The organism is Legionella micdadei (assembly GCF_000953635.1).
Lineage (GTDB): Bacteria > Pseudomonadota > Gammaproteobacteria > Legionellales > Legionellaceae > Tatlockia > Tatlockia micdadei.
This window is the reverse complement of the sequence record NZ_LN614830.1, coordinates 2,433,347-2,459,480: the sequence shown is the minus strand read 5'-3', so window position 1 is coordinate 2,459,480 and position 26,134 is coordinate 2,433,347. Positions and strand designations below refer to the sequence as shown.

Below are 26,134 nucleotides of genomic sequence, written 5' to 3'. Positions count from 1 at the left end.
GTTAAATCTGCTCTCTCATTATTTCCTGATAAGCACTCATCAAGCGATTGCGCACTTGCTCCAAAAATTGCAAAGATAATTTTGCTTGCTCTAGGGTTAACATGGCCTGATGCAGGTTTATTGTTTGACCACTCGCTAATTGTTGGAGCGCATAGTCTGATGCTTGTAATTGGTTATTCGTCTCTCCTAGCTTTTCAGTTAGCCAGCCGGCAAAAGAAGGAGTGGATTGATTGACTTGTTCTATAGTCTTTATTTCCGAGTTAAAGCCAATTGCATTTGGCGCATGAAGTTTCATCGCTCTTCTCCAATACTTAAGGCCTGAAGATAGAGGCTATGAGCTGCATTGATGATTTTGATGTTGGCTTCATAACTTCGCGAAGCACGCAACAGGGTGGTCATTTCATCCACCATGCTAATCCCTGGATAGCTGACATAACCTTGTTTATCGGCTGCAGGGTGCCCCGGTTGATAAACTTTATTAGGTGAAGTAGTCTGAGGAACCAACTCAATTGTGGCAATGTCAATTTCTTCTGAGTTGCCAAGATAATCTGAAAAAGGTATTGCTGTTGCTAGAACTTGCATGGGTTGAAACAGGGTCCCATCTGCATTTTGCAAGCTATGCTGATTGGCAATGTTGTTAGCAACTACGTCAACACGTAATTTCTCTAAGCGCATACCTTGCCCTGCAATTGCATAAATTTGATCATAGTTCATGGTTAATTGTTCCCGTGTAAAGCCAATTTCATGATGGCCAACTTTTGATTTAATCCTTTAATGAGTGCGCGATAATGAGTCGTATTTTTTACACTTAAAGCAATCTGCTCATCGATTGGCGAATAGGTATTGCTGGTTTTATAGAAGGGGCTTACATTGTGCAAGAGATCCGTACTGATATCGTTTGTTTGGGCTAATTGCTCTTCAAAATTGACCTCCATGGTTTGGTAATGACGAGTATTCGCATTGGCAATGTTATTGGCAATCGCTGTTTGTCGCATTAAACTTGCGTCTAATGCCAAGCGAATTAATTCGATAGTCGGATCATTGCTCATATTTCCTCCTTGTTATTGAATCACCAGTTCGGCGTGTAGGGCTCTTGCACGCTGCAAGCTTTGCAAAATTGCAATAATATCCCGCGTAGATGTTTGTGCTTTGGTTAAAGAAGCAATTAAATCCGCAATGGTTGCGCCATTGCTAAGTGTCACCGAATTAGCCGTCGTTTCTTTCACGTTAATATTCGAGGACGGGGTAATCGCGGTATGAACTTCTCTACTGACATCACTGAGTAGTGTGGGTTGGGAGATGTTATAAGCAGTGGCAATAGCAATTTGTAAATTTCCATGAGAAATAGTAACAGGATCAATTTTCACATCAGCACCGGCAATCACCACCCCTGTGCGCTCGTTAACTACAACTGTAGGCAAATTGTCAGGTTCAATGACGATGTTCTCTAATTGGCTGATAAAACGAATAAAATGCTTCTTTGCTGCCGCTGGGGGGTGAATTTCGATATCTTGAGCTGTTCTAGCAAAGGCTATATTGGCACCGAATTGTTGATTTAACGTACTCTCCACATGGTCGGCGGTAGTAAAGTCTGGGCGATTTAAAATAATGTGTAATTCACCTTCCTTATTGATCAATTCATTGTGAATCGTTTTTTCAACCACTGCGCCACTGGGTATAAGTCCTGTTGTGGGATGATTTTTTTGAATTACATTACCGTAGAAATCGTATTTAAAGCCGCCAATCGAAATAGGGCCTTGTGCCAGAGCATACACTTGATTGTCAGGGCCTTTGAGCGGGGTGACCAGAAGTGTTCCTCCGAGGAGGCTTTTAGCATCGCCTAAGGAGGCGACATTGACATCAAGTTTATCCCCCTGATGCGCATGAGATGGGATACTAGCTGTCACAATGACAGTTGCTGAGTTTCGGCTGTTCACTTCATTAGGATTGATATTGACACCAAAAGTTTGTAATAGATTAGCAATAGCTTGGGTTGTGTCTTTGTTTCGGCGAGAGTCGCCCGAACCAGCAAGGCCAATAACTAAACCATAACCCGTGATGGGGTTTTCTTGTAAACCTGAGACATGGGCGATGGATTTAAGGCGTACCGTTGCATGGCTTGAAATGAAGCTCAAAGCCAGAATTAAGCTAATCAATAACCAATTAAGTGAATGCCTAAATGGTCGTAGCCTCAATTTCTCCATCACACTAACCCCACCAATGACAACATTTTATACACGTAATTACGTCGCTGTGAATCTGCCACAGAGCCATCCCCGGTATAAGTAATTTGTGCGTTAGCAAGGCGAGTGGAAAGCACGGTATTTTGCGAACTGATATCTTCGGATCTGACAATGCCTCTGAGTAAAATTGTTTGTTGTTCGCCATTGATGCGGATAAGCTGATGCCCTTCTACGAGATAACCGCCAGATTGAACATTCTTAATGCGCACAGTTAGAGCAGCTTTAATTTTGCCATTACGGCCAGTTTTAGCGGCAGAGCGACCTTTACCACTTAAACCAAAACCGACCTTGTGGTGTTCTTTGTTATAATTTGCTTCTAATGCAGCCTTGATTTCCTTGCCCGAAGCAAGATCGGCACTACTGTGGGCATCTGATGTTTCCATAACGATGACGGTCAAAAGATCGCCAGGCAAATAAGCTTTTCTATCGGCAATAAGCGAGCGATAATTGTTTTCGTCAAATAAACTCACCGCCCTTGCTAAAGGAAGGACTAACAGAAGAATAAAGAAGCTAATGATTAATTTCATAATTTAATCCAGGCTTGTTGCATCACTGATCGCCAAAATATTAAACTTGCCTTAACTCCGAATTTCATTGGTTATTCTTTCCAATTCGTCAGTGATTTGCACGGCTTTGGCATTTAACTGATAGACTCGCTGGGCGAGCGTTAACTGCATTAGTGCACTTACCATATCAACGTTTGATTGCTCAATTTGCTTTTGTAGCAAAGATCCCATGCCACTGTTGCCCGGGATATCTATGATCGGTTCACCAGCCTGATCCGTTGTGTTGTATAGGCCAGTGCCGATAGGATCTAAGGCTTCAGGATTTATGAATTTAGCGAGTTTAATCGTACCTAATAATTGAGGTTCAGGCTCATCGGGCAAAATGGCTTCAACATCGCCATTTTTTTGAATCCTAACCTCAATGTAATCTTCCGGGATTTGAATGTTGTCCACTAACCTTAGGCCATCTTGAGTAGCAAGGTAACGATCTTCATCAGTAATCAATGTAGAATTGCGTGTATAGGAAATATTGCCTTCACTGTTTATAACTTGCAGGAAACCATTACCATCGATGGCAATGTTATGCCAATCATCGCTTGGTTTTAGCGATCCCGTGCTAAAATCTTTTGTTATTTTATAAATTGCAGTGCCTAAGCCTAATTTCGACTGCGCTTGAGTTTGATAGTTTGGAGAACTACCGGTAATATTTTGGTACAGTATATCGGTAAAAATAATTTTTGAGGCCTTGTAATTTGGTGTGTTCAAATTCGCAAGATCATTAGCAATCTTATCGATATAATATTCCTCAGATTTTAAGCCGCTTGCGGCAATTGCAAATGCGTCAGACATTTCCTTCTCCTAATTGATTGATTGCTGCAGACAATAGATTATCAGCGGTGTGCATAACTTTTTGTGATGCTTCAAAATGGCGCGAAGTTTTGAGCATTTCTAGCATTTCATCAACAGACTTCACATTGGATTGCTCAATAAAACCTTGCAGTACACTGGTTGTGCTATTAGCGGGCTTAGGTAACTCAATGGCTTCATAGAGTCCATTACCTCGGTAGTTCAATTTTTGTATTTCTGCAAACTCGACAAGGTTTATTTGATCAACCTTGCGATTATCGATATACACCATACCTTGGGTGTCAATGGTGAAAATATTATCATCCACCCTTATGGGGCCTGATTTTCCTAAAAGTAAAGCACCGGTCGCCAGAGACAATTCACCCCGTTCATTGACATGCAAATCGCCTCGACGGGTATAAAAAATACCTTCTTCTGCTTGCACTTCAAAAAAACCGTCGCCAGAAATTGCAATGTCTTTTGCATTTTGTGATTGCATCACGGTACCTTGAGTAAAGAATTGTGCTCTTTCCATTTGTTGGTTAGCTGACGCGATTTCTGCATCAAGTAGACTAGCGAATTCGGTGCTTTCAAGGAGCTGGCGTTTATAACCCGGGGTTTGCATATTAGTGATGTTTTGGTTGATCGACTGCAAACGCATTTGGTCTTGTAACATGGCAATTTGTGCTGCTCCGAGGGCATCAATCAGCATTCCTTTTCATCCTTATTGTACAACTGCGAATGATTCAACTGAAATACTGACCGGTACTTCATTCATGGCCAGTACAGTAAGATGTGGAATCACTCGCTGTGTTAATTGTTTTATGTGTTTTCGCAGGGCTGAAGAACAGAGCAAAACCGGTCTCTTTCTTTCACCAAGCATTTTTTCAACTTGATTGGCAAGAGAAGTAATAAAGGTTTCAGTTAAACTGGGTTCTAATGCCCAAAAATCTTTGCCCAAATTTTGATTGAGCTTTTGCTCTAAGACAGGTGCAAGTGTGAGTACCTGTAAACTCTTTTGATTAATCATTAATTTTTGGCAAATCGCTGCACCAAGACGCATGCGGACTAGTTCAGTAAGTTGGCCTGGATCAGTGATATTTTTTGCATGTTCAAGCAAAACTTCGAGAATAGTGGATAAGTTACGGATTGAAACTTTTTCTTGTAATAAATTTTTAAGAATACATTGGACGTGGCTAAGCGATAATAGGGTAGGGATAAGTTCATCGCGAAGATGACGTATATCCGCTTGCTCGAGTAGAGCTCCTGTTTCCGTTCTGGTAAGCAAATCAGCAGTATGATTATAAACAACTTCTTTTACGTGAGTGATCAGCACATTAATGGGATCACAGAGGGTATATCCCATTTCAATCGCTTTGGTTTCTTGATTTGCATCAATCCAAACTGCAGGCAATCCATAGCTGGGATCTCGTACTTCAATACCTTGATTCAGGATGGTGGTTTCTTGATGCGTTCGACTTGAAACAATCGCGAGAACTTTATCAAAATGCAGTTGGTGGTAGCCTTGATTATTACCCTGGATACTGATGCAATAAAATGGATAACTGAGTTTTTTATCGCTTATTAATTTGACTTCAGGCATGACAAAACCGATTTCAAAAGCTAAGCGTTCCCTGACTTGTTGCAAGTACTGAAGAAAGGTTTGCTCTTGTTGGGCTAGGCAAGCATATAACTCCTGATGCAACTGGATTTCTATCGGATAAATTTTAATTTTTTCGTAAAGGGATTCTTCAATTTCTTCAATGGTTTCTTCCGCCTTTGATCGAAGTGCAAACCAGGCGGCAATGGCAACTAAGCCTGAAATAGTGATTACAGGCATGGCAGGAATGCCTTTTAGCAGTAGCAAGCTTAAGAGGCCAAAACAAACCATAATTAAACTTTTAGGATAAGCTGCAATTTGTTTAGAAATTTCACCACCAAGCTGGGTGTCAGTGGCTGCTCTCGTTACAATAATTCCGGTCGCTGTTGAAATGATGAGTGCAGGAACTTGAGTTACTAAACCATCGCCTACGGTAAGCAACGTATATCGCTGAATCGATTCAGTAAGACTTAATCCTTTTTGTGCCATGCCGATGGCAAACCCACCAAGAATATCGACTAAAATAATTAAAATACCGGCAATCGCATCTCCCTTAACAAATTTAGATGCACCATCCATGGAGCCATAGAAATTGGCTTCCTTTTCAATTTGGGCGCGCCTAAATTTTGCTTCCGCTTGGGAGATAATGCCCATATTGAGATCGGCGTCAATACTCATTTGCTTACCCGGCATGCTGTCTAAGGTAAACCTAGCGGCTACTTCGGCCACTCGTTGGGCACCATTGGTGATCACGAGATACTGAATGAGAATTAGAATTAAAAAAACCACTAATCCCATTATGTAATTGCCGCGGATGACATACTGCCCTATTGCTTGAATGACATTTCCGGCATTGCCGTTGGTCAAAATAAGGCGAGTAGCAGAAATATTAAGCGATAAGCGAAAAAGGGTTGAAAGCAGTAATAGCGCTGGGAAAGTAGAAAAACTCAAAGGCTTATCAGTATAAAACGTTAGGAGAAGTATAATTAAAGCCCAACTAAAGTTGATGATGAGTAAAAAATCGAGTAATCCAGCTGGAATGGGAATAAATAAGATAAGTAATATGCTGATTGCAAAACTTATCATGATCAATTCACTGTTACCCTGATATTTATTTCTATTGTTTTCCATCATGAGATACCTTGGTTGCGATAAATCTCACGAAAAATTAGGGCAGCAACTGGGAAATGTTCGGTGTGAATCCATTGATTTAACTCCACAGTGGCAAACAATGATTGCGCAAATGATTTATTTTGGATAATCGGAATAGCATGGCGCTCGGCCAGTACCCTTGCGTGATGGGCAAATTCTCCACGCGCTTTAAACACCACTTTCGGTGCAGGCATGATGCTGCGTTCGTATTTCAGGGCAATTGCTAAGTGGGTGGGATTAGTAATCATTACATCGGCTGTTTTTACTTGTTCTAATGCTGCTGTTTTTTGCCTTATTTGTTGCTGCAATTGTTTGATTTTAGATTTAATTTTAGGATCGCCTTCACGTTGGCGATACTCGTCTTTAACTTCCTGTTTACTCATGCGATTGTCTTTTTTATATTTCCAGCTCATATAGAGCTTATCTAATATGGCTAGTGCAAATAACAATAATAAAAGTTGCAAACCCAATTTTAAAATTAGCTGCATTATTAAATGAGGATGGGCGCTAGGGTTGAGAGCGTGTAGTTGTAATAAGGTATTAATTTCACGAGGAAGATTTAAAAGGATTAATATGAAAATTAAGAGTAATTTGAGACTTGACTTTATTCCCAAAAATAAAGAGTTAAATGAAAATAATCGTTTCAGCTCTTGAGCTAAATTTAACCGATTAAAATTAGGTGTAAGCGCACTTGTGGACCAAACAAAACCAGTTTGAGCAATCGTTGATAGAACAAGTAAAAGTATGCTTGTTAGGGCAAAAGGTAACCATAAGCGAATTAAGGTGGATAAGAAAAATTGCTGTAATTTATCCAGGTTATCAATGCTCATGGGTAGATGTGTCGCAAAAAAGAATAGATGCATCATTAACGCCTTAATGTGCTGTAGCACTGAAGGCCATAGAGCGCTAGTTACAATGAGCAAACCGATTAAAATTAATGTGGAATTCAACTCAATGCTTTTATTGACGTAGCCCTTTTCTTTCGCCTTTTGCAGTTTATAAGGCGTTGCTTTCTCTGTTTTATCGCTCATACCATCACCTCATGCCACGTTTGAAAACAGAGGTTGAAAAGGTGATCCGCCAGCGGAGTAACATAATTAAATATAAAAATAAGAAGAAAAAAGCCAAGCAAAATTTTAATCGGCATTGCTAAAAAATAAGTACTCATTTGCGGCATATTTCGGGTGATGATGGCACTCAAGAATTCAATGAGCAGTATGGCGATGAGCACCGGGCTAGCCAGCATCCAAGCGAGGTTAAGAACCAAACCAAATTGATTAAGCAAAAGGCTAAGATGGTTGAAAAAAATAAGTTTGCCTGGAGGGATAATTGTTAATGAAAAAGCTAACCCTTGTATTAATCGATGATGCCCGTTCAAAGCAAAAAAGGTTAAAACCGCAAAAAGGGATAATAAACGGCCAGTTAGTGGATCATAAGAATGATCAACGGGATTCAAAATGGCAAGAGAATTCAAGCCAATTTGTGTATCGATTAATTGACCGGCAATCTGGAAAACGGCAAAAGCGGCAAAAAGGCTAATGGATAAAATTAAGCCATTACTTAATTCTACCAGTGCGTCGATAGCTAAACCGATCTCATCCGGTGGTCGCACGGACAAGGATAAGTTGCTGACAAGAAAAATGCTCAACGCAAACACAATGAATAGCCGTACATGAATAGGCAATTGTCGGATTGCTTGAATAGGAGTGAAAATTAAGATCACACCGAGGCGAATGGCGACTAGAGCAAAAACAGCAAATGGAGAATAGCTGACAGTGATCATCCTATTGTCTCCGGAATGCTTGCGATCAGATTTTTGGTGAAATCAACAAGGGAATGCAGCATCCATTCGCCACAGAGCATGAGCATTAAGACAACCGCTAGAATTTTAGGAATAAAGCTTAGGGATGAATCCTGAATTTGAGTGATGGCTTGTAAAATTGAAATGATTAGCCCGCAAAAGAGAGCCGTCAGAATAACGGGCGAGGGGATCAACAAAGCGTGCCAAAGCAGCTGTTTCGATAAAAAAATCGCTAAATCGTTAGACATCATCCATTTCCATGTATTTGAGCTTACTTGCAATCTTCCATGCGGAATCCATAAGACGGGTGGATTAAAGCAAATTTAAAAATAATTAGCAATAGGATTTTTCGACATTGTTCTTTAATGATTCAGTTCCTGAAGGTAGCTTGAGATTCCCTTGACTGAAAACGTGATAGCACGCTCATTCAGGTGTGTGTCTGTGTGGTGGCTTGGGTGCGCACGAAGAAGCTCTTGGGCATTTTTGATGCGTAGTCAGCAGCCGGCCTCAGGCATTGTCCTGAGTACCCTTTTTCAATTTCCTGGTTATGGTTATGCTTACACCGGGGCTTCCTGAGTTGGAAGGTAAAAATCCCTCCCAGATCAATGACCCAACCACTTGCTATACTTTCCCATGACAATTTTTGTATTTCTTTTGACTTCCACAAGGACAAGGTGCATTACGGGAAATTTTCGGTTTTTTAGGCGGCAAAGGAGTCTTAAGATGAGTACCATCCGTATAGAACCATTTGCCTTCATGCCGCTGAAATTGACTTAGTTCATGGATTGTTTGATTTTCTCCTTGCATTTGATAACTTGCAATAAATTCGACATAGCCAACATCCTGTCGTTTAGGATCCAAGTAGCTTTTTATAATTCGTAATCCAATCCAAGTAGCCTGTTTTGCCCAGCGCTCGGCCTCAGCTGCATCAAACCCTTCTAACGATTTACCACTCATGGTTTTTTTGATGTAGCCGATGTTAGCTTGAGAATAGGCCGTATAGCGTGAGCGCATTAAGCTTTCTGGGGTATTGGGTGTTTCCTGATTTTCTATATATCTGCCGCAGCAAGCCAGATAATGCGTTTCTGAACCGCAAGGACATTGAATCATTTTTCTCTTTCCTAAACTTGTTTACTACCTATTTGACAGATTATCATCTCGCGAGATTTGAGGGTCAACAGACCTTGAATTCTCCAAAATTTTACAAACACAGTGCTATAGCTAAGGAATAGCCAACATGATTACATTGTACCAATTTCCTGGTATTTGGGGATTGCCAAATGCTAGTCCATTCTGCCTAAAGGTCGAGACTTATTTGCGCATGGCAGAAATTCCTTTCGAAATTCGATTTGTGAGGGATCCGCGCAAAGCACCTAAAGGTAAGCTTCCTTTCATTAAAATCGACGGTAAGACGCTTGCTGATAGTGAGATGATTATTGATTATTTAAAAAGAAAATTCGGCGATTTTCTTGATAGAAATTTAAATAAAGAACAGAAAGCATTGACTGTAATACTCGATAATACTTTTGCTGAGCGGTTATATTGGATTATGGTTTATATGCGTTGGCAATATGAACCAAATTGGCCGGTTGTTAAGAAGGCTTTCTTTGACAAAATGCCAGCATTATCCAAATTAGTTATTCCAACTGTAGTACGTAAGAACATACTGAAAACTTTATACTCTCAAGGCATTGGGCGTCATAAATATGAAGAAATTTTAGAGATGGGCTATAGAACGCTTGATGCCATTGCGGACTTGCTGGGTGAGAAGAAATATTTCCATGGAAATGAACCAAGTACCATCGATGCGATTGCTTTTCCATTTTTGGCGAATATTGTGTGGGTGCCTTATGTGGATGCTTTGAAAACCCATCTAAACAAGCATGAGAATGTGCTTCGCTTCTGCGATAGAATGTGGAGTAGTTTTTATCCCGAATTTCCAAAACCTTTTGCTATTGTTTCCTAATTTGAAGTGAATATATGACGCTAGCTATCGATGACGGATAAGGTTTTGTTGTTCACTTTGCAATAGGAATTTTATTTGCTAAGATTGATGACGCTTAAAATAACAGTTGAGGTCAATATGCCAATTATCAATGGAACTCGTGTACATAAGAAGGAAAAAATCAAAGCTGAAATAAGTAGTGAAACTTTCGATAAAATTTCTGAGTATTGTGCTTGGGCAAATATCGATGATATCGGTTTCTTCATCGAAGAAGCAGCAAGCTTCATTTTTGCAAAAGACCGTGATTGGAAACAACACAAAAAAGCAACAAGAAAGCGCTCAGAAGCAGTAGACGCTAATTAGTTTCGAATGAAGGTATCCCAACGATAGATGCCTTCATCCATCTTTACTTTCCTTAACACTTTCTCCCTTTAACTATTTCTTAATGTTGAACAGATCTCATATTGATGTTTTTAAATCCTTGCAATTCCCGTATTATTAAAGAATAGTGTGATAACTCATTTGGGAATAACCCATTAAACCAATCTGGCCTTCCTTTGTCGGTGTGAGTTGTTACCCCCTGAATAAGGATAAGAGGATGCACTTACCAGAACGATTACGTTACTATGGAGCGCCAGTATTAGGTTCAATTATCATTTTTTTCTATTTTTTTGGTCATTTATGTTTGAATTTTGTGGATCTTCTAACAGGTAGGTTGTCTCTTTCATGGCATGGACTGCTATACACAGTCTACCGTTCCGGTGTTAGGCTTTTAATTCCGTTGATGTTGATTAGCTCTCTGCTAGGTATATCGATTGTACTCAATATTTATAATATTCTGAGTCCATATAACTTACAGCACCAAGTATTATTGATTTCTCAGAAAATATTATTTTATGATTTTCTGCCTTTTCTCATTGGACTTATGTTGTCGTTGCAAACTGCTTTAAATTTGATTACTGCACGCATCAAAAAGTTGAATTTATCACCTGACGAAGTCATTGTGCTCTATATTATTCCAATCATGTTGGGAATTACCTTCAGTGCGCTGGTTTTATACTTGTACTCAGTGAGCATTGTCTTTATCAGCATCTATTTCTGTTTTCGATTTCTTTTATATACCGATATTTATGAATACATGTTTCATTTAACAAACACTGTTACAAGCTCTGGTCTTATTTATTCAGTAATTAAGATGACATTATATTGCACTATAGTGAGTCTGATCGTAGGCTATTACTATTATCAAGTAGCAACAAGACATTCTCTATTAAGAAAGGCAATGTCGCGAATTATTACTCGAAGTTTTGTGTGGTTAGTAATAAGTAGCATTTATTTCAAATTAATTGCCTATTAAGGGACAGTTATGCGTCAGGAACGATTATATACATTAGTTGGGCTGTTTGTGGGTGGAGCAATCAGTTTGACAATCATTATCGGACTTTATGCATACGATGAATACATCCGTGAAAAAGTCGAAACTTATGTTATGTTTTTTAGAGGCTCTTTGGCAGGGGTGAATGTAAGCTCAGATGTGACATATCGAGGAGTAAAAATAGGCGAAGTTAAGCGCATCGAGATCACAGAAAATGAAACTAAAAACAAAATAAAAATTCCTGTCTATGTCCAATTTTTTGTCGAAAGAACATTTGTTGGAGAGCAAAGCCCTATCCAATTGTTAATCAGTAAAGGGTATGTCGCTACGATAAAAAAACCTAATTATTTAACGGGAATTGCCTCGATTGATATAGAAAAAGCTATTCCCCCGCAACCTCCTATAAAGGCTGAGTTCCGTGGCTACCCTATTTTTCCTACGAGTAATACACCTCGGGAATACACAAGTTTAGATGAAGCTTTTACAGCGGCTAAAAAAGCGTTTGAAGATATTAGTGATTTTGTTCACTCTGAAAAAGTAAATGGCGCATTCGATGCAACAAAAAATATGGCTATAAGTATGGATCGATTGGTTACTCATTTGCATGAACTGATACCGCCAACTTTAACTAATTTTAACCATAGCTTAGGAGATGTTTCTGCTTTAGCGCTAAACTTAAATCACTTAATGCCGCCTGTATTTGTTGCTTTCGGCGAGAGCTTAAAGCAAGTCTCGAGCTTGGCTACTAATTTGGACGAAATTATTCCACCAACGTTTAACACGTTTAATCAAAGCATGAAAGACGTATCTGCTGCTGCAAATTCGACTCAGAATTTGACAGATTATTTATTACGATATCCAGAATCATTATTGCGAGGGAGAAAGTGAGAGGGAGCATAATAGGAGTGATTATATTAGTGAGTGTTATGCTCATATCTTGTGGTCGCAGCCCCGATTCGCAATTTTATGTGCTCAATCCAATTTCGCCTATGCAAAAGCCGGTGAAAAAATACTCCTATTTACGCATTGGAATAAATGAAATTAATACCCCTGCGTACATGTTAAAACCTGAGTTTATTATTCATTACACTTCCCACGAAGTTAAATTGGAAGAGTATCACCGGTGGGTTGAAAATTTAGATAAAAATACAAAGAGGGTGATCGAAGCGAATCTTTTAACTTTATTGCCTGGTGCCACTGTAGTTAGCGCGCCTTGGGACTATAAATCGAAACCTGACTACCAGTTACAAATTGATATTTCACAATTTGAAGTAGATATTGAAGGAAATAGTATTCTTCGAGCTGAATACCTCATTTATTCCGGTAATCAGCTGTATAAAAGGGGAGTGCTTTATTATCATCAAAAAACGAAACAGGTAAATATTGAAACTTTAGTTGCTAGTATGAACGCGAATTTGAATCATTTCACCGAAGACTTAGCTAGGGTTTTTGCCTCGATTGACTCCAATAAAAAGAATGAATTATCGCAAAAGGAGCCCCGCAAACCTTTTCCGACAATAAAATAAGCATATTGATCAAAACTTGACATTTTATAATTTATCCACCTAAACTCATTTGTGCAATTAAGATTTATTCTTGCTTTTTTTGCAATCAGATATAGCTGTGTTGTTCAATCTCTCGTTAACTTTGAAAAAGGAATTTATGATGGATAAAATGAAAATAACAGGTGCAGCTTTAGCCATTGGTGCAGCAGCTTTATTTTCGGCTGTTCCTGCCGTTGCTTCAGCACATTGCCACCACCACGGCATGGTTAAGTGTTTAACTGTAAATGGCTGCAAAGGCTACAGCAGTTGTAAAACAGCTAATAATGCTTGCAAAGGGCTCAATGCTTGTAAAGGACAGGGTTTCGTGTATTTAACAAGGGCTCAATGCCAACAAATTCTAGGTCCAGCAGCAGTAACTTACAAATAATCAGAAACTAAATTAGCATGGGCACCGAATTCTCTTGGGATTTCGGTGCTGCTAATTAAAGCAATTAATGAAACAAAAGTTGACCTCCAATTCCTAATACGTTGTCTTCCCCGCCACCACCAGCTTTTTCATCAGTCGATTTTTCGTTAGAACCTTCTGATGCAGGGAAAGTGAGTGCGGGTGCAGGGTTTTTAAGCGCCTCAGTCAAAGTGATAAAAGTATAACCATTTTGTTTATACATTTGGATAATATCACCCAAAACATAACTATTCAGCAAATTTGCATGGATAAGTAAAATTTGCTTGACTGGTTGGCCTTTTGCACGCTGTTCGGCTTTTAACGTTTGATTCCAGATATAGTCGAGGTAACGCGGTTTTAGCTTATTGATATAGGCTTCCCTCGAGCGATACGGTACTTTATAGAGCTGTTCATTGAAGCGAAAATCTTTGCTATCTATTGTAACTGGAGCAATGACATAATGGTTTTCTGTTAAATAATTGAGAACCTTAGGTTTAGAGGTTTTATTCCCCTCAGCAAGATAAGGGTAACGGAAATATTTAGGTTCAGTAAGCAAAGGAGCTAGAATTTTATCAGCTCGAGCCACGTCCGCTATGTATTTATCAGCACTCATTTGGTTCAAATTATAATGTGAGTAGGTGTGGTTGCCTAAGTCAAATCCAGCATTACGAAATTGTTCAAGAAAAGCCCATTGTCCTTTGGCAATAGCACCCGCTATGACAAAGCCAGTAGCAGGAACGTGGTTTTGTGTGAGTGCTTCAATTATTTTATTAAATCGCTCTGTTGCCCTTTGTTGATTCCCTGGTGTATCCATTTTAGAAGCAACGAGTGGCAAGTCATCGATCGTTATTGCTATTTCGCGTGTTTGAGCAAAACCATTGCAAGCCAGTAATAATAACCATAAGAGATATAATTTACGCATCGATAATCCTTTATCGGTTAGGGTACATAAATTTAGTGTAGCAGGGGTTTCTGCAAGAAGCGATAAAAGCAATAAATTTACACTTAACTGGTTATTTTTTGTTCTATATCAAGGTGTTATTCGAGATTTGGCGTAGGTGATTGGAAGAACCTATTTGTGGTTACCGCGCAAGTTTATGGAATCTCCCATAGCAGAGTTTTGTGAGTGTTTGTACTTTTCTCACCTTATAAATTTATTAAAAATTGCTTGACAGCCACGAGGTGCCTCATTAAACTGCGATTCTCTTTTCGGGGCTATAGCTCAGCTGGGAGAGCGCTTGCATGGCATGCAAGAGGTCGGCGGTTCGATCCCGCCTAGCTCCACCATCATCAATTTCGGTTGTTGATGGGAAACATTTTAGGTCCCCATCGTCTAGAGGCCTAGGACATCGCCCTTTCACGGCGGTAACAGGGGTTCGAATCCCCTTGGGGACGCCATATCGCAAGATATTAGGGTTGCGTTAGCAACTCACTTCTCATCAATACCAAGAAAGTTATTGGTGAGATTCAATGATAATAAGCGATTCCTTGACCTGCAGAGTAGTCGCGGGATGGAGGAATAAAGGGAGTATCAGCTTTGACACTGATCCTCCCCCAAAGTAGTTCAAATCTAGGTCCCCATCGTCTAGAGGCCTAGGACATCGCCCTTTCACGGCGGTAACAGGGGTTCGAATCCCCTTGGGGACGCCACATTAATGAATAAATCAAAGAGTTAGCACCTTCTGATCAAACCCCATACTATATTGCGCTTACGCCTTACAGCCTCTCAAAAATAGTTCTTGTGTTAAATCCAAATAATCGTTCATGCATGCGGTACGCATATTCATCTGTCATATTGGCAATATAATCGCAGATCACACGGAACCCGGCTTCTTCGTCTTGAGCTTCCCTAAATAAAATGCGATTTTTATTATCGAGCAAGCTGTTTGGATTAGAACTAATTGCTTCAAAAAGACGCAAAACAACAGTTTGGCCTCCGTATTCAAAAGTTCTAGCCTCTTGAGAGTCAATCACATGCTCGTAAATGCATTGCATCAAGTAATTGAGCAGGGCAGCCGCTTCAGGTAATAGGGTGATATTGTGTTTTAGCAGAGGATTTTCAAATGCTTCGTTAGTCATTGAAATATGAGTTGATGTAATAAAATAATTTACCATTTCACCGATTGCTTGTTTTCGCTGATGTAGTTCTAGGCTAAATAAAGCATCAAGTAATTGACGTTGATTTTGTACTAAAGGTGTCGCGTGCAGAAGCTTGCAAAATTCTTGGGTTTCTAAGTGAGTGCGATTAATTAAACGTAAGTGAATCGCATCTTCTAAATCATGAACCCCGTAAGCGATATCGTCTGCTGTATTCATGATTGAGCAATCAAAACTACGGTAAGCTGCTTTGCCGTGTTCATTGTGTTGTGGTGGCTTGGAGAGGGTTTGAAATAGAGTTCTGTCGTTTTCAGTGAAGGGGGACAACAGCCAATCAACCTCGGGTTGTTCGCAATCAAAATAAGCTTTCGGTGGTAACCAATCGTTAATGCGGATAGATTTTTGCAACGACTCAACCGTTTTGGGTAATTCAGGAGCGACTACCTTAGCGCGACTCACAGGGTATTTAAGAATGCCTAACAAAGCTCGACGGGTTAAATCAAGCCCGTAATTACCATAACTGTTTTCAACTTTGGTTAACAGGCGCATTGTTTGCCCATTTCCTTCAAAGCCACCATGATTACGCATCATGTAATTTAGCGCGACTTCACCTCCATGACCAAAAGGAGGGTGGCCAATGTCGTGCAGTAAGCAAATGGTATTGATTAAATCTTCGCTGGGTAATAATCCTTCAAGCACAAATTGTGAATGGTTGATTGCAAGATTACGTACGATACTACAACCTATGGAAGCTACTTCCAGGGAGTGCGTCAAGCGAGTGCGATGAAAATCACCCTCGTCCGTACCGAGAATTTGCGTTTTACGTTGAAGGCGGCGAAAAGCGGGACAATGGATAACGCGGGTTCGATCCCTTTCATAAGGATCACGATGATCTTGGTTCCCGCGCTGGTGAGTTTGTCCCGAACGTCGATGTGTCCACATAGTCAATCAACAAAGCAAAAACCCATACTGTATGCGATAACTTGATTTGAGACAACAGGTAGTGAGGAATCAAAGAGTGAAACTGGAATCATTTATGCTTATCCATTTTATATCCCCAAAAGAATAAAAATAAAGGGAGTGCGATGATGAAGAAAGCAAGAATTCTAGTAGTCTGCCTCTGTGCGAGTGGGTTAACAGCATGCCTTAGTGATCGTCAAAACTATTATTCGAGATACAGCACAAATCAGCCTTATATGTATCAAACTACACAATTTTATCCGCAGTCTTATGATGGGACGGCAAATTATGGTGAATTTGTCCCAGCCTATCGCGAAGTTTCTGTGCCTGATTCTTATTACGCGGGATCATATCGTTCCCCTGCTTCGCACAAAGATATGGATCGCAATTGGGTAAATAGCCAAAACCCGAACAGCTATACCATTGAACTTGGCGAAAGTGAAAAAGCATCTCAGGTGGCTGGAAAACTCTATAAGGCCCCCAAAAATAATCGTATGGCGGAAGTTAAGTACTATCGTGACGGCAAAAATTATTATAAGGGGGTTTATGGAAGCTACAATAACTATGAAGAAGCCCAGAAAGCCTTAAGTAAGTTACCTCCTGAACTTAGACAAGGTGCGGGAATTAAAAGCTGGAGCAGCGTTCAAGAGAATACCCAATAAAGAGTATTACATAGGTTCCCACATGCTCATTGGCCATTGCGGTCGGATTTGACGGTAAGAAAGCAAATACGGCCGTTCCCTCAAAGGTGCATTCTGCTGACAATGAATAAATTTACGATTTTGCGGTAATGACCATGGTCAATTTGACAATCCCAGATGTTTCTGTACGTTCAGCAGAAAACTGCTTAAGGGCGATTGCGTAGTCGTTACTTAAAGACCATAGCCAAGGTAAAAATTGATTGTAGGGGACACGATCATAAGATAATTGAATGTCGCCAGCTCCAGTTTGTTGCAGTTGATAGGGGAATTTTTGCAATGAATTGCTGCTCAATTGGTTGCCCATTAGTGCTAGAAGTTTGGTATTGCTAATCAATTGCTCAGTTTTTTGTTTTTTGGGAAGTTGACGGACTTGTTGCATCCAGACTAAGGTTTGTTGTTTCTCATTGAGTTCTTTTGACTTGGACTCAACCGTCGCTGCTAGAGGAGAATAGATGAGTTCATAAAATAAAAAGATCAGCAAGCAGACAGAACCAGCCATTGCCATCCAGCGCTCGCGCTCATTTAAATTATGCCAGTAATTTGCTATCACAGATTTAACTCCAGAGTGCTCACAACTTGTTGATTCAACGTTGAGGCCTGTGTTTGTTTAACTTTGACTTTATTATTCTGCAAAGCTGTCTGAAAGTGCTCTAAACTTGCAAAATTTTTTGTTGCTAAGGTAACTAGGAGCATCTGATTCTGATACCGAAGCTGTTCTATGGTGACTGAACTCTCTTTAACTGTTTTTGTTAATTTATCCAGCAAAGTCCAAAAGGTTAAATCGGAGCTTTGATTCGATTTAAGCAGTTGGGTTATACGAAACTTGGGGCTAATGACTTGTCGTGCTTGGGGGAAAAATTCACGGTAAATCACGGCTGTTTTTTCATCGACAGCGGCAAGATCTTGATTAAGGGTGTAAATCTTACCCATATTGATGGTGATGATACTCAACAGCCACAATAAACTCATCCCAAGAGCAGCCTGATAGAGTCGTTTTGTTTTGGTTTGGTTGCTTCCGTGCTGTAATTCGCCTTGGCAAACGTTGATAAATCTATTGGTTAACAGGCGTTGGGCTATCCACACATAAGAGGGTTCCGGATTCTCAATAGTTTGCACGTCAATTGAGTTAAGCAAGGATTTATCACTGTTAGAGAAACAGTAAAAGATTTGTTCGTTTGTTCGTTCGTTCAAGTAAAACGGGCTGAGATCATGACTTAATGCACCTTGAAATCCCTCATTATTAACCAGCAACAACGAGTCTGTGATGGCAGTTTCATGCGGCTTTAGTGCAAACCAGTCAAGCGTTAATACATCGAAACTGATTTCGTTATCATCAAAACGAGTAATAAGTTCTTTAAGGTCGTTTTTATCGCTGACTACAACCAGATATTTCCTGTCTTGATAGTGATAATTATCGAAAGCAAAGTGGAGGGTATCCACGTTCTGTGCTAACCGGTCTTCCAAAGCAAAAGGAATTGCTGCCCGCGCTTTCTGTTCCGGGAGCCTCGGCAATTCGATTTGATGAAGGCTGAACCGTTCTACAGGTGCAATAATATAAGTTTGCGCATTGGTTTGTAGGGCTTTGATTTCAGCAAAGCTACGCTGAGCCAGAGGGGCATCAAGCTGACCATTCTGATCCAATCTTAAACTCAAACAACCTTCTTCACCTAGGTGTCGAATAAAAAGGAAGCAAGTACTCACACTAAGAGCCTTAAGGGTATAGCCCTGAACGTGAAAAGAGGATTCCTTGGACTAAGTGTGCTCTGTATGACCATAACAATCCGATCATAAGGCTTAAACATAGGCGTACTTCTTCTCAATCATGCTCATGGCCCATTGGTTCTTCAATTGCTGTGACAAAAGATAGACAGCCATTGCGTATAAGGGACTAGAATTATAACGGGTAATGACATAAAAATTCGGATAAGCTAACCAAAATTCTTGTCCTGTTTGTGTCGTTAGTTCAATCAAGCCCACTTTTGAAGGTGTATTTGCTGCCGCAGTTAGAGGTTTAACGCCCACTGCCTCTAATTGTTGGACACGATAGACCGCCTTTTTATAGCTTGTGTTGATTTTTTTGTAACTCAAACCTTCGACTTGGGCTGGCTGAGCAATTCCTTGGTTCATTTTCCAACCATGTTTGTGGAAATAATTGGCAACACTTGCAATAACCGCATTATCATCATTCATCAGATCAATTTTCTCACTCTCATTAAAATTGACTGCATAATACCGGTAACTGGAGGGCATGAATTGCGGTTTACCCATGGCTCCAGCATATGAACCAAGGTATTGGGTCGGCGGAACATGATGTTCTCGGCAAAGCAGCAGAAATTCGCTGAGCTCTTTTTTAAAAAATGGGGAACGCTTCGGATAATTGAAGGCCAGCGTTGATAAGGCATCTAGAACGCGATAGTTTCCTTGATGTTTACCATAAAGCGTTTCAACGCCAATGATTGCTACAATGATATTAGCGGGTACACCGTATTTTTTTTCAGCCTTTGCCAAGGCGTCACTATTAGCGCGCCAAAATTCCATGCCTGCTCGAACTCGCTCAGGGGTCAGAAACAGTTGTTTATAAACGTCCCAAGTTTTTTTCTCAAAAGGTTTTTCCATCGATTCAATAATTTGGGGCTGCAGTTGGACACTATCCATCACTGTTACGAGTTCCTTCCTATCAAATTTGTATTCTTTGACCATGTGATTAATGAATTGTTGTACGTCTTTTCGTTGAGTAAAGGCCGTATCTGCTTGTGCTAAAAAACTACTGCCGAGTAGTAATATGAAGCTGAAACAGAGTGTGATTAATCGTTGCATTGGTCATCCTTATCTGAATTCAAAAAAGGCCGATTGTAGTAAGAAAATAAAACAACGGCAATTTTTTTACAAATTTGTACGGAGCCGCTAATTAAGTAAATCATCTCTGTTTTTTATTTGCAATGTGGTTTATTAATCAGAGGTGTTCTGTGTATTTTCTGTGAATGTTTGCGACCGCGTCTGATTTATCCAATTCAATCCGTTGATGGTGTTTTTATACAATCGATAACGCGGCGGGCACGCAAGCGTTCGTGTTAAGTGGACATACAGCCTTATAAAGTATAGATCTTTGCCCAGGTTTATCAAATGCCTACTTTCTGTGCGTTAATAATTAAGCTAGAATAGCGAAATTTATTATCAGGTTTTTCAGTGAGTGATTTAAGCCGAATCCGTAATTTTTCTATTATTGCCCATATTGATCACGGTAAATCCACCTTGGCTGATCGATTCATTCAGCTTTGTGGCGGGTTGACAGAGAGGGAAATGTCTGAACAAGTCCTTGATTCGATGGATATCGAGCGTGAACGGGGCATTACGATCAAAGCACAAAGCGTTTCCTTGAACTATAGGGCGCGCGATGGCAAAACCTATTTGCTTAATTTCATTGATACTCCCGGGCATGTCGATTTCAGCTATGAAGTTTCACGCTCGTTGGCGGCTTGTGAGGGAGCAATTCTTGTTGTTGATGCAGCGCAAGGGGTTGAGGCGCAGACTGTGGCTGTTTGCTATACCGCAATTGATCAGTCTTTAGAAATCTTGCCTGTGCTTAACAAAATCGATTTACCACAGGCTGAACCCGAACGAGTTATCGGTGAAATTGAAGACATTATTGGTCTTGAAGCGCATGATGCAATTCGGGTTAGTGCAAAAAGTGGATTTGGTGTTGAAGACGTTCTGGAAGCGATTGTTGCTAAAATCCCTCCTCCAAAGGGTGATGTGGACACCCCCCTACAAGCACTAATCATTGATTCTTGGTTTGATAGCTACTTAGGCGTTGTTTCGCTTGTTCGTATTGCCAATGGAAGCATGCGCAAGGGCGATAAACTGAGAGTGATGTCGACGGGGCGGACTTATGAAATTGATCAGGTCGGTATTTTTACACCTAAACGTACTAAACTTGAAGTTTTACAAGCAGGTGAAGTCGGTTACGTGGTTGCGGGTATCAAAGAAATTCAGGGTGCTCCAGTGGGGGATACGCTAACCTTGGAAAAAAATCCGGCACCGAATCCTCTACCTGGATTTAAACGAGTCAAACCTCAGGTCTATGCTGGGCTTTTCCCTATTAGCGCGGATGATTTTGAAGCCTTCCGTGAAGCATTGGCAAAATTGAGCCTTAACGACGCTTCGCTTTTTTATGAACCAGAATCCTCAGAGGCACTTGGTTTTGGTTTTCGCTGTGGTTTTCTTGGCATGCTGCACATGGAAATTGTCCAAGAAAGATTGGAGCGGGAGTACAATTTAGATTTGATTTCCACAGCACCTACGGTGGTTTATCAGGTGGTAACGACCAAAGGTGAAACATTGATGATCGATAATCCTTCCCAACTGCCGCCGCCTCAGCAAATCAAACAGATGTTTGAACCGATTGTGCGGGCAAACATATTAGTGCCCCAAGATTATTTAGGGCAAATTATTACCCTCTGTGTTGAACGCCGCGGGGTTCAGGTCAATATGATGTACAGTGGCCGACAAGTATCGGTTACTTATGATATGCCTATGAGCGAAGTGGTGTCAGACTTTTTCGACAAATTAAAATCAGTGAGCCGCGGATATGCGTCATTGGATTATAACTTTATCCGCTTCGAGGAAGCAGATTTGGTAAAAATGGATGTTTTGATTAATGGTGACCGCGTCGATGCTTTAGCGGTGATTGTCCATAAAGATGCTGCCTACAATCGAGGCAAAGCCTTAGTTGAAAAAATGCGCGAACTCATCCCGCGACAAATGTTTGATGTAGCTATTCAGGCTGCAATCGGCAATCACATCATCGCACGCCAAACAGTAAAAGCTTTGCGTAAAAACGTAACGGCTAAGTGTTATGGCGGGGATGTAACCCGAAAGCGTAAGCTATTAGAAAAGCAAAAAGCAGGTAAAAAACGCATGAAACAACTTGGGCACGTGGAAATTCCGCAAGAAGCGTTCATGGCTGTTTTTCAGACTGATCGGAAAAAATAACTTTCTTTAATCGGATAGGGAACAATTAAGCATGAATTTCGCTCTGTTGTTAGTTTTACTTTCTTTCATCACCGGGATTATTTATTTATTTGATGTTCTTTTTTGGGCCAAAAAGCGTGCACCTGAGCAAAAACCTGGAAAAATCATTGAATATTCGCGCTCTTTTTTCCCCGTGTTTTTTTTGGTTTTACTATTGCGATCCTTCCTTATTGAACCCTTCCGCATCCCTTCGGGTTCATTAGAACCTACCTTATTAGTAGGTGATTTCCTTGCTGTAAATAAGTTTGCCTATGGATTCAGGGTGCCTGTTTGGGAGAAGAAAATAATTCCTGTTTCTAATCCTAAAACGGGGGATATTGTTGTTTTCCGCTGGCCGCCTGATCCCAGTTACGATTACATTAAGCGGGTAATTGGCGTTCCTGGGGATAAAATTGCTTACCATAATAAAGTTCTCACGATTAATGGCAAGGAGATGAAGCAAACTTTTGTTGAATACACCACCGATGAAAGTTCAGGTAAGGCTGTTGCAAAATACCAAGAAGATTTAAACGGTGTTGTTCATGATATTTATGTGAGACCTGAAGTTCCAGCAGAAGATTTTGAAATTGAGGTTCCTCCTGGGCAATACTTCATGATGGGCGACAACCGTGATGATAGCGCTGACAGCCGTTTTTGGGGATTCGTGGATGATAGCTATTTGCGTGGAAGGGCATTTGTCGTATGGATGAGTTGGAATGGCAAAACAGATAGTATTAGGTGGTCAAGGATAGGGCGGCTGATTAATTAGTATATAATTTAATTAAAATATTTTGCTGTTTGTAAGTTGGGTCGTTTTACCCAATATAGATTTAGATAAGATCTAAAGTTGGGCCACATGGAGCAGCCCTATTTAGAGATCAATTTTTTATTAAGAGGTAAGTATTGGTTCCAGTCGATTTGCAGCGTCTTAGTAGACGATTAGGTTATGAATTTAAATGCCGCTCTCTATTGAAACAGGCTTTAACGCATTGTAGTGCTGGAAGTGTGAATAATGAGCGCTTCGAATTTTTGGGCGACTCTATTCTCAGCTTTGTCATTGCTAATGCGCTATTCACCTCCTTTCCGGATCAAAGTGAAGGGCAATTAAGTCGGTTACGCGCGTTTCTCGTGAAAGGTGAAATGTTGGCTCAAATTGCAGCTGAAATAGAACTAGGAGATTATTTATTCCTTGGACAAGGTGAATTAAAGAGCGGTGGTTTTCGCCGTGCTTCTATTCTTGCAGATGCACTGGAAGCCGTTATTGCCGCGGTTTTTCTTGATGGTGGTTTTGCTGAAAGCCAAAAACTAATCCTTAAACTATATCGCTCTCGTCTGGAAGATGAAAATTTGCATAACAACCTGAAAGATGCAAAAACACAGCTGCAGGAATACCTACAAGCTAAAAAACGACCTCTTCCTGAATACAGCCTGTCCAAAATTGAAGGCGAGGAACACGATCAGGTGTTTCATGTGACTTGTAAAGTCAGTGGTGTTAAAACCCCAACCGTTGGTTATGGGTCTAATCGACGTAAAGCAGAGCAGCATGCGGCAGAATTATTGCTCCAACAGTTAAAAAAATCGTGAAAGCCACGTAATAGAACAGCCCCCTATAAAGCCGCTCAATGAAATTCCTCTAGAGCATTTACCGCTTCGAGCCATTCTTGCTCTGCTTGTGTTGCTTCGCGTTGTAATATTTTCTGTTGTTGCAGTAATGTTTGCAGTTTTTGTTGCTGTCCGTCTTCATAAAGCGATATATCCGCTAAAGTCTCATCCAGTTTAAGTAGGCGTTGATGAAGCAGGTCAACCGTTTGTTCCAATTTTTTTATGCGGTTCTGTAACGTTTTTTTCTCACGATAGGAATTTGTGTATGGGGTTTGTTGAGCCTCTTTGTGAGCTTCTCTGTTCTGTAGCCACAGGTGATAATCTTCCAAATCGCCTTTAAAAGCCTGAACTTGTTGGTGATAAACTAGGTAAAAGTCGTCAACTGTTGTGCGTAAAAGATGCCGATCATGAGAAATCAATATGAGAGCCCCCTCATAGCTTTGCAGTGCAATTTCAATGGCCGCACGCATGTTAAGATCAAGATGGTTGGTGGGTTCGTCAAGAAGTAAAAGATTTGGTTTTTGCCAGACCAATTTGGCCAAGGCGAGCCTAGCTTTTTCTCCGCCTGAGAAATGGTGAATAGGCTTAAGTGCCATGTCCCCCATAAAATTAAACCCCCCCAAATAATCACGAATAGCTTGCTCTTTGGTTTCAGGTGATAAGGCTTGTATTGTTTCAACAGGGCTTAATTGATCATCTAATTCGTCTAATTGATGCTGGGCGTAGTAACCAATTTGTAAATTAGGAGAGCGATAAATAGTTCCAGAAAGAGGAGGGAGTGCGCCTGTTAGGGTTTTGATTAACGTTGATTTCCCCTCTCCATTTGGTCCGAGCAAAGCGATACGATCACCTGGATTGAGTACCAAATTTATTTTATTGAGTACAGCCTTATTACCCTCATAACCTGCTGATACCTGATCACAACGAATGAGTGGGTTTCCAGCTCGTGGGCAAGAGTAAAAAGTAAAGGAAAAAGGGGAGTCTACCTGCGCTTGAGCGACAATATCCATCTTGGCAATAGCATTCAGCCGGCTTTGGGCTTGTTTGGCTTTTGATGCTTTAGCACGAAAGCGATTTACATACGACATCAGATGATTAATTTTTTGCTGCTGCTTTTCATACATCAATTGTTGCAATGCTAATTGTTGTGCTCGTGTTTGTTCAAAACGGCTGTAGTTACCGCTGTATAAGTTGAGGGTTTGGTGGTCAATATGAAGAATATGACTAACAAAGGCATCCAGGAATTCTCGGTCATGGGAAATCAGAATGATGCTGCTCGGGCTTTGTTTTAACCATTTTTCCAGCCAAAAGATGGCTTCCATATCCAAATGGTTTGTCGGTTCGTCAAGTAATAAGAGATCCGCAGGTTTCATTAAGCAGCGTGCAAGGTTTAGCCGCATGCGCCAGCCGCCTGAAAAACTATTGACAGCAAGGCCTTGTTCTTCGGCTTTAAAGCCTAACCCTGCCATAATTGTTGCCGCTTTTGCAGATTTACTATAACCGGATGTTTGATTGAGGCGCTCATGACAAGCTAAGACTTCACTATCATTGCCTTCCTTCTCTGCTTGAGCCAAACGCTCCAGCAAAGCAATATGATCTTCATCCCCTGAGAGAACAAAATGGATTGCTGAATCATGGCTGTCAGGTAATTGCTGAGAGAGGTGGCTGATGCGCAATTGCGGATTGATTAAACATTCTCCAGTATCAGCGGTGAGTTCACCTAAAATCAAACTAAATAAGCTAGACTTTCCGCAGCCATTATCCCCCACTAAGCCAACTTTTTGTTTTTCATAGACAGTTACACTGGCTTTATCGAGCAACACTTTATTACCGCGAGAAAGGGTAACTTGATTTAAAGATAACATGGTATTAAGTACAAAAATTTCATTGTCGCTATTTTATACCCAAGAAACTCCAAAATGCTATTTTTAGGCAAAACCTAGCTTTTTGAAGTATCTTAGGTATAGCACAGGATGAGGTTTCCTTTTTTTTATTTCCACATAACATTGCATTTATTTTTGCTAGCCGCTTTGAGCATATTGATTAATGGAAAAGCCCTATGAGCCAAACTCACCTGATCATCTTGAAAATTATCATCTTCTTCGGTTTTAATTTTTTGAGGTTCTTTTTGTTTTGTTTGGGCAATCGCTTGCTCTAATCGCGCTAAAGCTTCTGGAACTTCTTCAGCAACGATTGCGCCTGGTACAGTGCCACTATGTCCCATGAGTGATAAGAGTCGTTTTGCTATATCTCCGAACATTGTAATATTTTCATAGGCATCGCAGGAGAAAGTGACCAACATAATTATTCCTTATTTTTAACACCCAATTATTTCTAAGGTTAGGG

At 40.5% G+C, this 26,134-nt stretch carries 29 protein-coding genes and 3 tRNA genes; 13 read left to right on the top strand and 19 right to left on the bottom strand.

Annotation, left to right across the window (positions count from 1 at the left end):
- Position 1: 1 nt before the first annotated feature.
- The 12 genes from fliE to LMI_RS10920 form a co-directional block, all read right to left on the bottom strand.
- Positions 2–295, bottom strand: coding sequence for a flagellar hook-basal body complex protein FliE (fliE, locus tag LMI_RS10975; RefSeq protein WP_052679547.1), 294 nt, complete (start codon positions 293–295; stop codon positions 2–4).
- Positions 292–714: a flagellar basal body rod protein FlgC gene (gene flgC, locus LMI_RS10970; protein ID WP_045099837.1), complete on the bottom strand. Its 423-nt coding sequence runs from the start codon at positions 712–714 to the stop codon at positions 292–294. Before flgC ends, fliE begins: the two co-directional genes overlap by 4 nt.
- A 2-nt stretch (positions 715–716) precedes the next feature.
- The gene (locus LMI_RS10965; RefSeq protein ID WP_045099836.1) at positions 717–1,049 is read right to left on the bottom strand and encodes a flagellar basal body protein; all 333 of its coding nucleotides are present in this window, start codon (positions 1,047–1,049) and stop codon (positions 717–719) included.
- Between the two features lie 12 nt (positions 1,050–1,061).
- On the bottom strand, positions 1,062–2,204 hold the full coding sequence (locus LMI_RS10960) for a flagellar basal body P-ring protein FlgI (RefSeq protein ID WP_045099835.1): 1,143 nt from the start codon (positions 2,202–2,204) through the stop codon (positions 1,062–1,064).
- Positions 2,204–2,770, bottom strand: a complete 567-nt coding sequence (locus LMI_RS10955; protein ID WP_045099834.1) for a flagellar basal body L-ring protein FlgH — start codon at positions 2,768–2,770, stop codon at positions 2,204–2,206. Before LMI_RS10955 ends, LMI_RS10960 begins: the two co-directional genes overlap by 1 nt.
- Before the next feature lie 51 nt (positions 2,771–2,821).
- On the bottom strand, positions 2,822–3,598 hold the full coding sequence (locus LMI_RS10950; RefSeq protein WP_045099833.1) for a flagellar hook-basal body protein: 777 nt from the start codon (positions 3,596–3,598) through the stop codon (positions 2,822–2,824).
- On the bottom strand, positions 3,591–4,307 hold the full coding sequence (locus LMI_RS10945) for a flagellar hook-basal body protein (protein WP_045099832.1): 717 nt from the start codon (positions 4,305–4,307) through the stop codon (positions 3,591–3,593). The genes LMI_RS10950 and LMI_RS10945 overlap by 8 nt, the downstream gene beginning before the upstream one ends.
- 12 nt (positions 4,308–4,319) lie before the next feature.
- A complete protein-coding gene (locus LMI_RS10940) occupies positions 4,320–6,329 on the bottom strand; it encodes a flagellar biosynthesis protein FlhA (RefSeq protein ID WP_052679546.1) in 2,010 nt (669 codons plus the stop codon).
- Positions 6,326–7,378 carry an EscU/YscU/HrcU family type III secretion system export apparatus switch protein gene (locus LMI_RS10935; RefSeq protein WP_045099830.1) on the bottom strand — a complete coding sequence of 351 codons (1,053 nt, stop codon included), beginning with the start codon at positions 7,376–7,378 and terminating at the stop codon, positions 6,326–6,328. The genes LMI_RS10940 and LMI_RS10935 overlap by 4 nt, the downstream gene beginning before the upstream one ends.
- On the bottom strand, positions 7,375–8,130 hold the full coding sequence (locus tag LMI_RS10930) for a flagellar biosynthetic protein FliR (protein ID WP_045099829.1): 756 nt from the start codon (positions 8,128–8,130) through the stop codon (positions 7,375–7,377). The genes LMI_RS10935 and LMI_RS10930 overlap by 4 nt, the downstream gene beginning before the upstream one ends.
- Positions 8,127–8,399 (bottom strand): flagellar biosynthesis protein FliQ, encoded by a 273-nt coding sequence (gene fliQ / locus LMI_RS10925; protein WP_231852149.1) that lies wholly within the window; start codon positions 8,397–8,399, stop codon positions 8,127–8,129. The genes LMI_RS10930 and fliQ overlap by 4 nt, the downstream gene beginning before the upstream one ends.
- A gap of 370 nt (positions 8,400–8,769) precedes the next feature.
- The gene (locus tag LMI_RS10920) at positions 8,770–9,258 is read right to left on the bottom strand and encodes a YchJ family protein (protein WP_045099827.1); all 489 of its coding nucleotides are present in this window, start codon (positions 9,256–9,258) and stop codon (positions 8,770–8,772) included.
- Positions 9,259–9,385: 127 nt separating this feature from the next.
- Between LMI_RS10920 and LMI_RS10915 the strand changes: the two genes are divergently transcribed.
- From LMI_RS10915 to bufA2, 6 genes are all read left to right on the top strand, one after another.
- Positions 9,386–10,114 (top strand): glutathione S-transferase family protein, encoded by a 729-nt coding sequence (locus LMI_RS10915; RefSeq protein ID WP_045099826.1) that lies wholly within the window; start codon positions 9,386–9,388, stop codon positions 10,112–10,114.
- A 117-nt stretch (positions 10,115–10,231) separates the two neighbouring features.
- Positions 10,232–10,456: a hypothetical protein gene (locus tag LMI_RS10910; RefSeq protein WP_045100723.1), complete on the top strand. Its 225-nt coding sequence runs from the start codon at positions 10,232–10,234 to the stop codon at positions 10,454–10,456.
- Between the two features lie 235 nt (positions 10,457–10,691).
- A complete protein-coding gene (locus LMI_RS10905; RefSeq protein WP_045099825.1) occupies positions 10,692–11,450 on the top strand; it encodes an ABC transporter permease in 759 nt (252 codons plus the stop codon).
- A 9-nt stretch (positions 11,451–11,459) separates the two neighbouring features.
- A complete protein-coding gene (locus tag LMI_RS14935) occupies positions 11,460–12,356 on the top strand; it encodes an MlaD family protein (protein ID WP_052679545.1) in 897 nt (298 codons plus the stop codon).
- A gap of 38 nt (positions 12,357–12,394) precedes the next feature.
- Positions 12,395–12,994 carry a PqiC family protein gene (locus tag LMI_RS10895; protein ID WP_045099824.1) on the top strand — a complete coding sequence of 200 codons (600 nt, stop codon included), beginning with the start codon at positions 12,395–12,397 and terminating at the stop codon, positions 12,992–12,994.
- 136 nt (positions 12,995–13,130) lie between these two features.
- A complete protein-coding gene (bufA2, locus tag LMI_RS10890; protein WP_349267097.1) occupies positions 13,131–13,400 on the top strand; it encodes a BufA2 family periplasmic bufferin-type metallophore in 270 nt (89 codons plus the stop codon).
- A gap of 64 nt (positions 13,401–13,464) precedes the next feature.
- Here bufA2 and LMI_RS10885 read toward each other — a convergent pair whose 3' ends face one another.
- On the bottom strand, positions 13,465–14,340 hold the full coding sequence (locus tag LMI_RS10885) for a polysaccharide deacetylase family protein (protein ID WP_045099822.1): 876 nt from the start codon (positions 14,338–14,340) through the stop codon (positions 13,465–13,467).
- Positions 14,341–14,629: 289 nt separating this feature from the next.
- Here LMI_RS10885 and LMI_RS10880 point away from each other — a divergent pair.
- The 3 genes from LMI_RS10880 to LMI_RS10870 all read left to right on the top strand — a co-directional run bounded on the left by LMI_RS10880 (position 14,630) and on the right by LMI_RS10870 (position 15,068).
- Positions 14,630–14,705: transfer RNA gene (locus tag LMI_RS10880), tRNA-Ala, on the top strand.
- Positions 14,706–14,740: 35 nt separating this feature from the next.
- Positions 14,741–14,816: transfer RNA gene (locus LMI_RS10875), tRNA-Glu, on the top strand.
- A gap of 176 nt (positions 14,817–14,992) precedes the next feature.
- Positions 14,993–15,068 (top strand) — tRNA-Glu (locus LMI_RS10870).
- A gap of 66 nt (positions 15,069–15,134) precedes the next feature.
- Here LMI_RS10870 and LMI_RS10865 read toward each other — a convergent pair.
- Positions 15,135–16,457 (bottom strand): anti-phage deoxyguanosine triphosphatase, encoded by a 1,323-nt coding sequence (locus tag LMI_RS10865; RefSeq protein ID WP_045099821.1) that lies wholly within the window; start codon positions 16,455–16,457, stop codon positions 15,135–15,137.
- A gap of 143 nt (positions 16,458–16,600) precedes the next feature.
- Between LMI_RS10865 and LMI_RS10860 the strand changes: the two genes are divergently transcribed.
- Complete coding sequence (locus tag LMI_RS10860; RefSeq protein ID WP_045099820.1) at positions 16,601–17,137, top strand: SPOR domain-containing protein; 537 nt, start codon at positions 16,601–16,603, stop codon at positions 17,135–17,137.
- A gap of 112 nt (positions 17,138–17,249) precedes the next feature.
- Here the strand turns inward: LMI_RS10860 and LMI_RS10855 are convergent, their stop codons facing one another.
- The 3 genes from LMI_RS10855 to mltB form a co-directional block, all read right to left on the bottom strand.
- Entirely contained in the window at positions 17,250–17,726 is a 477-nt protein-coding gene (locus tag LMI_RS10855; RefSeq protein ID WP_052679544.1) for a type II secretion system protein M, read from the bottom strand.
- Positions 17,723–18,877, bottom strand: coding sequence for a type II secretion system protein GspL (gene gspL, locus LMI_RS10850; protein ID WP_045099819.1), 1,155 nt, complete (start codon positions 18,875–18,877; stop codon positions 17,723–17,725). Before gspL ends, LMI_RS10855 begins: the two co-directional genes overlap by 4 nt.
- A gap of 93 nt (positions 18,878–18,970) precedes the next feature.
- Entirely contained in the window at positions 18,971–19,993 is a 1,023-nt protein-coding gene (gene mltB / locus LMI_RS10845) for a lytic murein transglycosylase B (protein ID WP_045099818.1), read from the bottom strand.
- A gap of 369 nt (positions 19,994–20,362) precedes the next feature.
- Between mltB and lepA the strand changes: the two genes are divergently transcribed.
- From lepA to rnc, 3 genes are all read left to right on the top strand, one after another.
- Positions 20,363–22,168 carry a translation elongation factor 4 gene (gene lepA / locus LMI_RS10840; protein WP_045099817.1) on the top strand — a complete coding sequence of 602 codons (1,806 nt, stop codon included), beginning with the start codon at positions 20,363–20,365 and terminating at the stop codon, positions 22,166–22,168.
- Positions 22,169–22,199: 31 nt separating this feature from the next.
- On the top strand, positions 22,200–22,955 hold the full coding sequence (gene lepB / locus LMI_RS10835) for a signal peptidase I (RefSeq protein WP_045099816.1): 756 nt from the start codon (positions 22,200–22,202) through the stop codon (positions 22,953–22,955).
- Positions 22,956–23,089: 134 nt separating this feature from the next.
- Positions 23,090–23,770: a ribonuclease III gene (gene rnc / locus LMI_RS10830; RefSeq protein ID WP_045099815.1), complete on the top strand. Its 681-nt coding sequence runs from the start codon at positions 23,090–23,092 to the stop codon at positions 23,768–23,770.
- A gap of 35 nt (positions 23,771–23,805) precedes the next feature.
- On the opposite strand, the gene LMI_RS10825 is transcribed toward rnc, so the two are convergent.
- Together LMI_RS10825 and LMI_RS10820 are read right to left on the bottom strand one after the other, a co-directional pair.
- Positions 23,806–25,653: an ABC-F family ATP-binding cassette domain-containing protein gene (locus LMI_RS10825; RefSeq protein ID WP_045099814.1), complete on the bottom strand. Its 1,848-nt coding sequence runs from the start codon at positions 25,651–25,653 to the stop codon at positions 23,806–23,808.
- Between the two features lie 125 nt (positions 25,654–25,778).
- Positions 25,779–26,090: a DUF1840 domain-containing protein gene (locus LMI_RS10820; RefSeq protein ID WP_045099813.1), complete on the bottom strand. Its 312-nt coding sequence runs from the start codon at positions 26,088–26,090 to the stop codon at positions 25,779–25,781.
- Between the last annotated feature and the right edge of the window lie 44 nt (positions 26,091–26,134).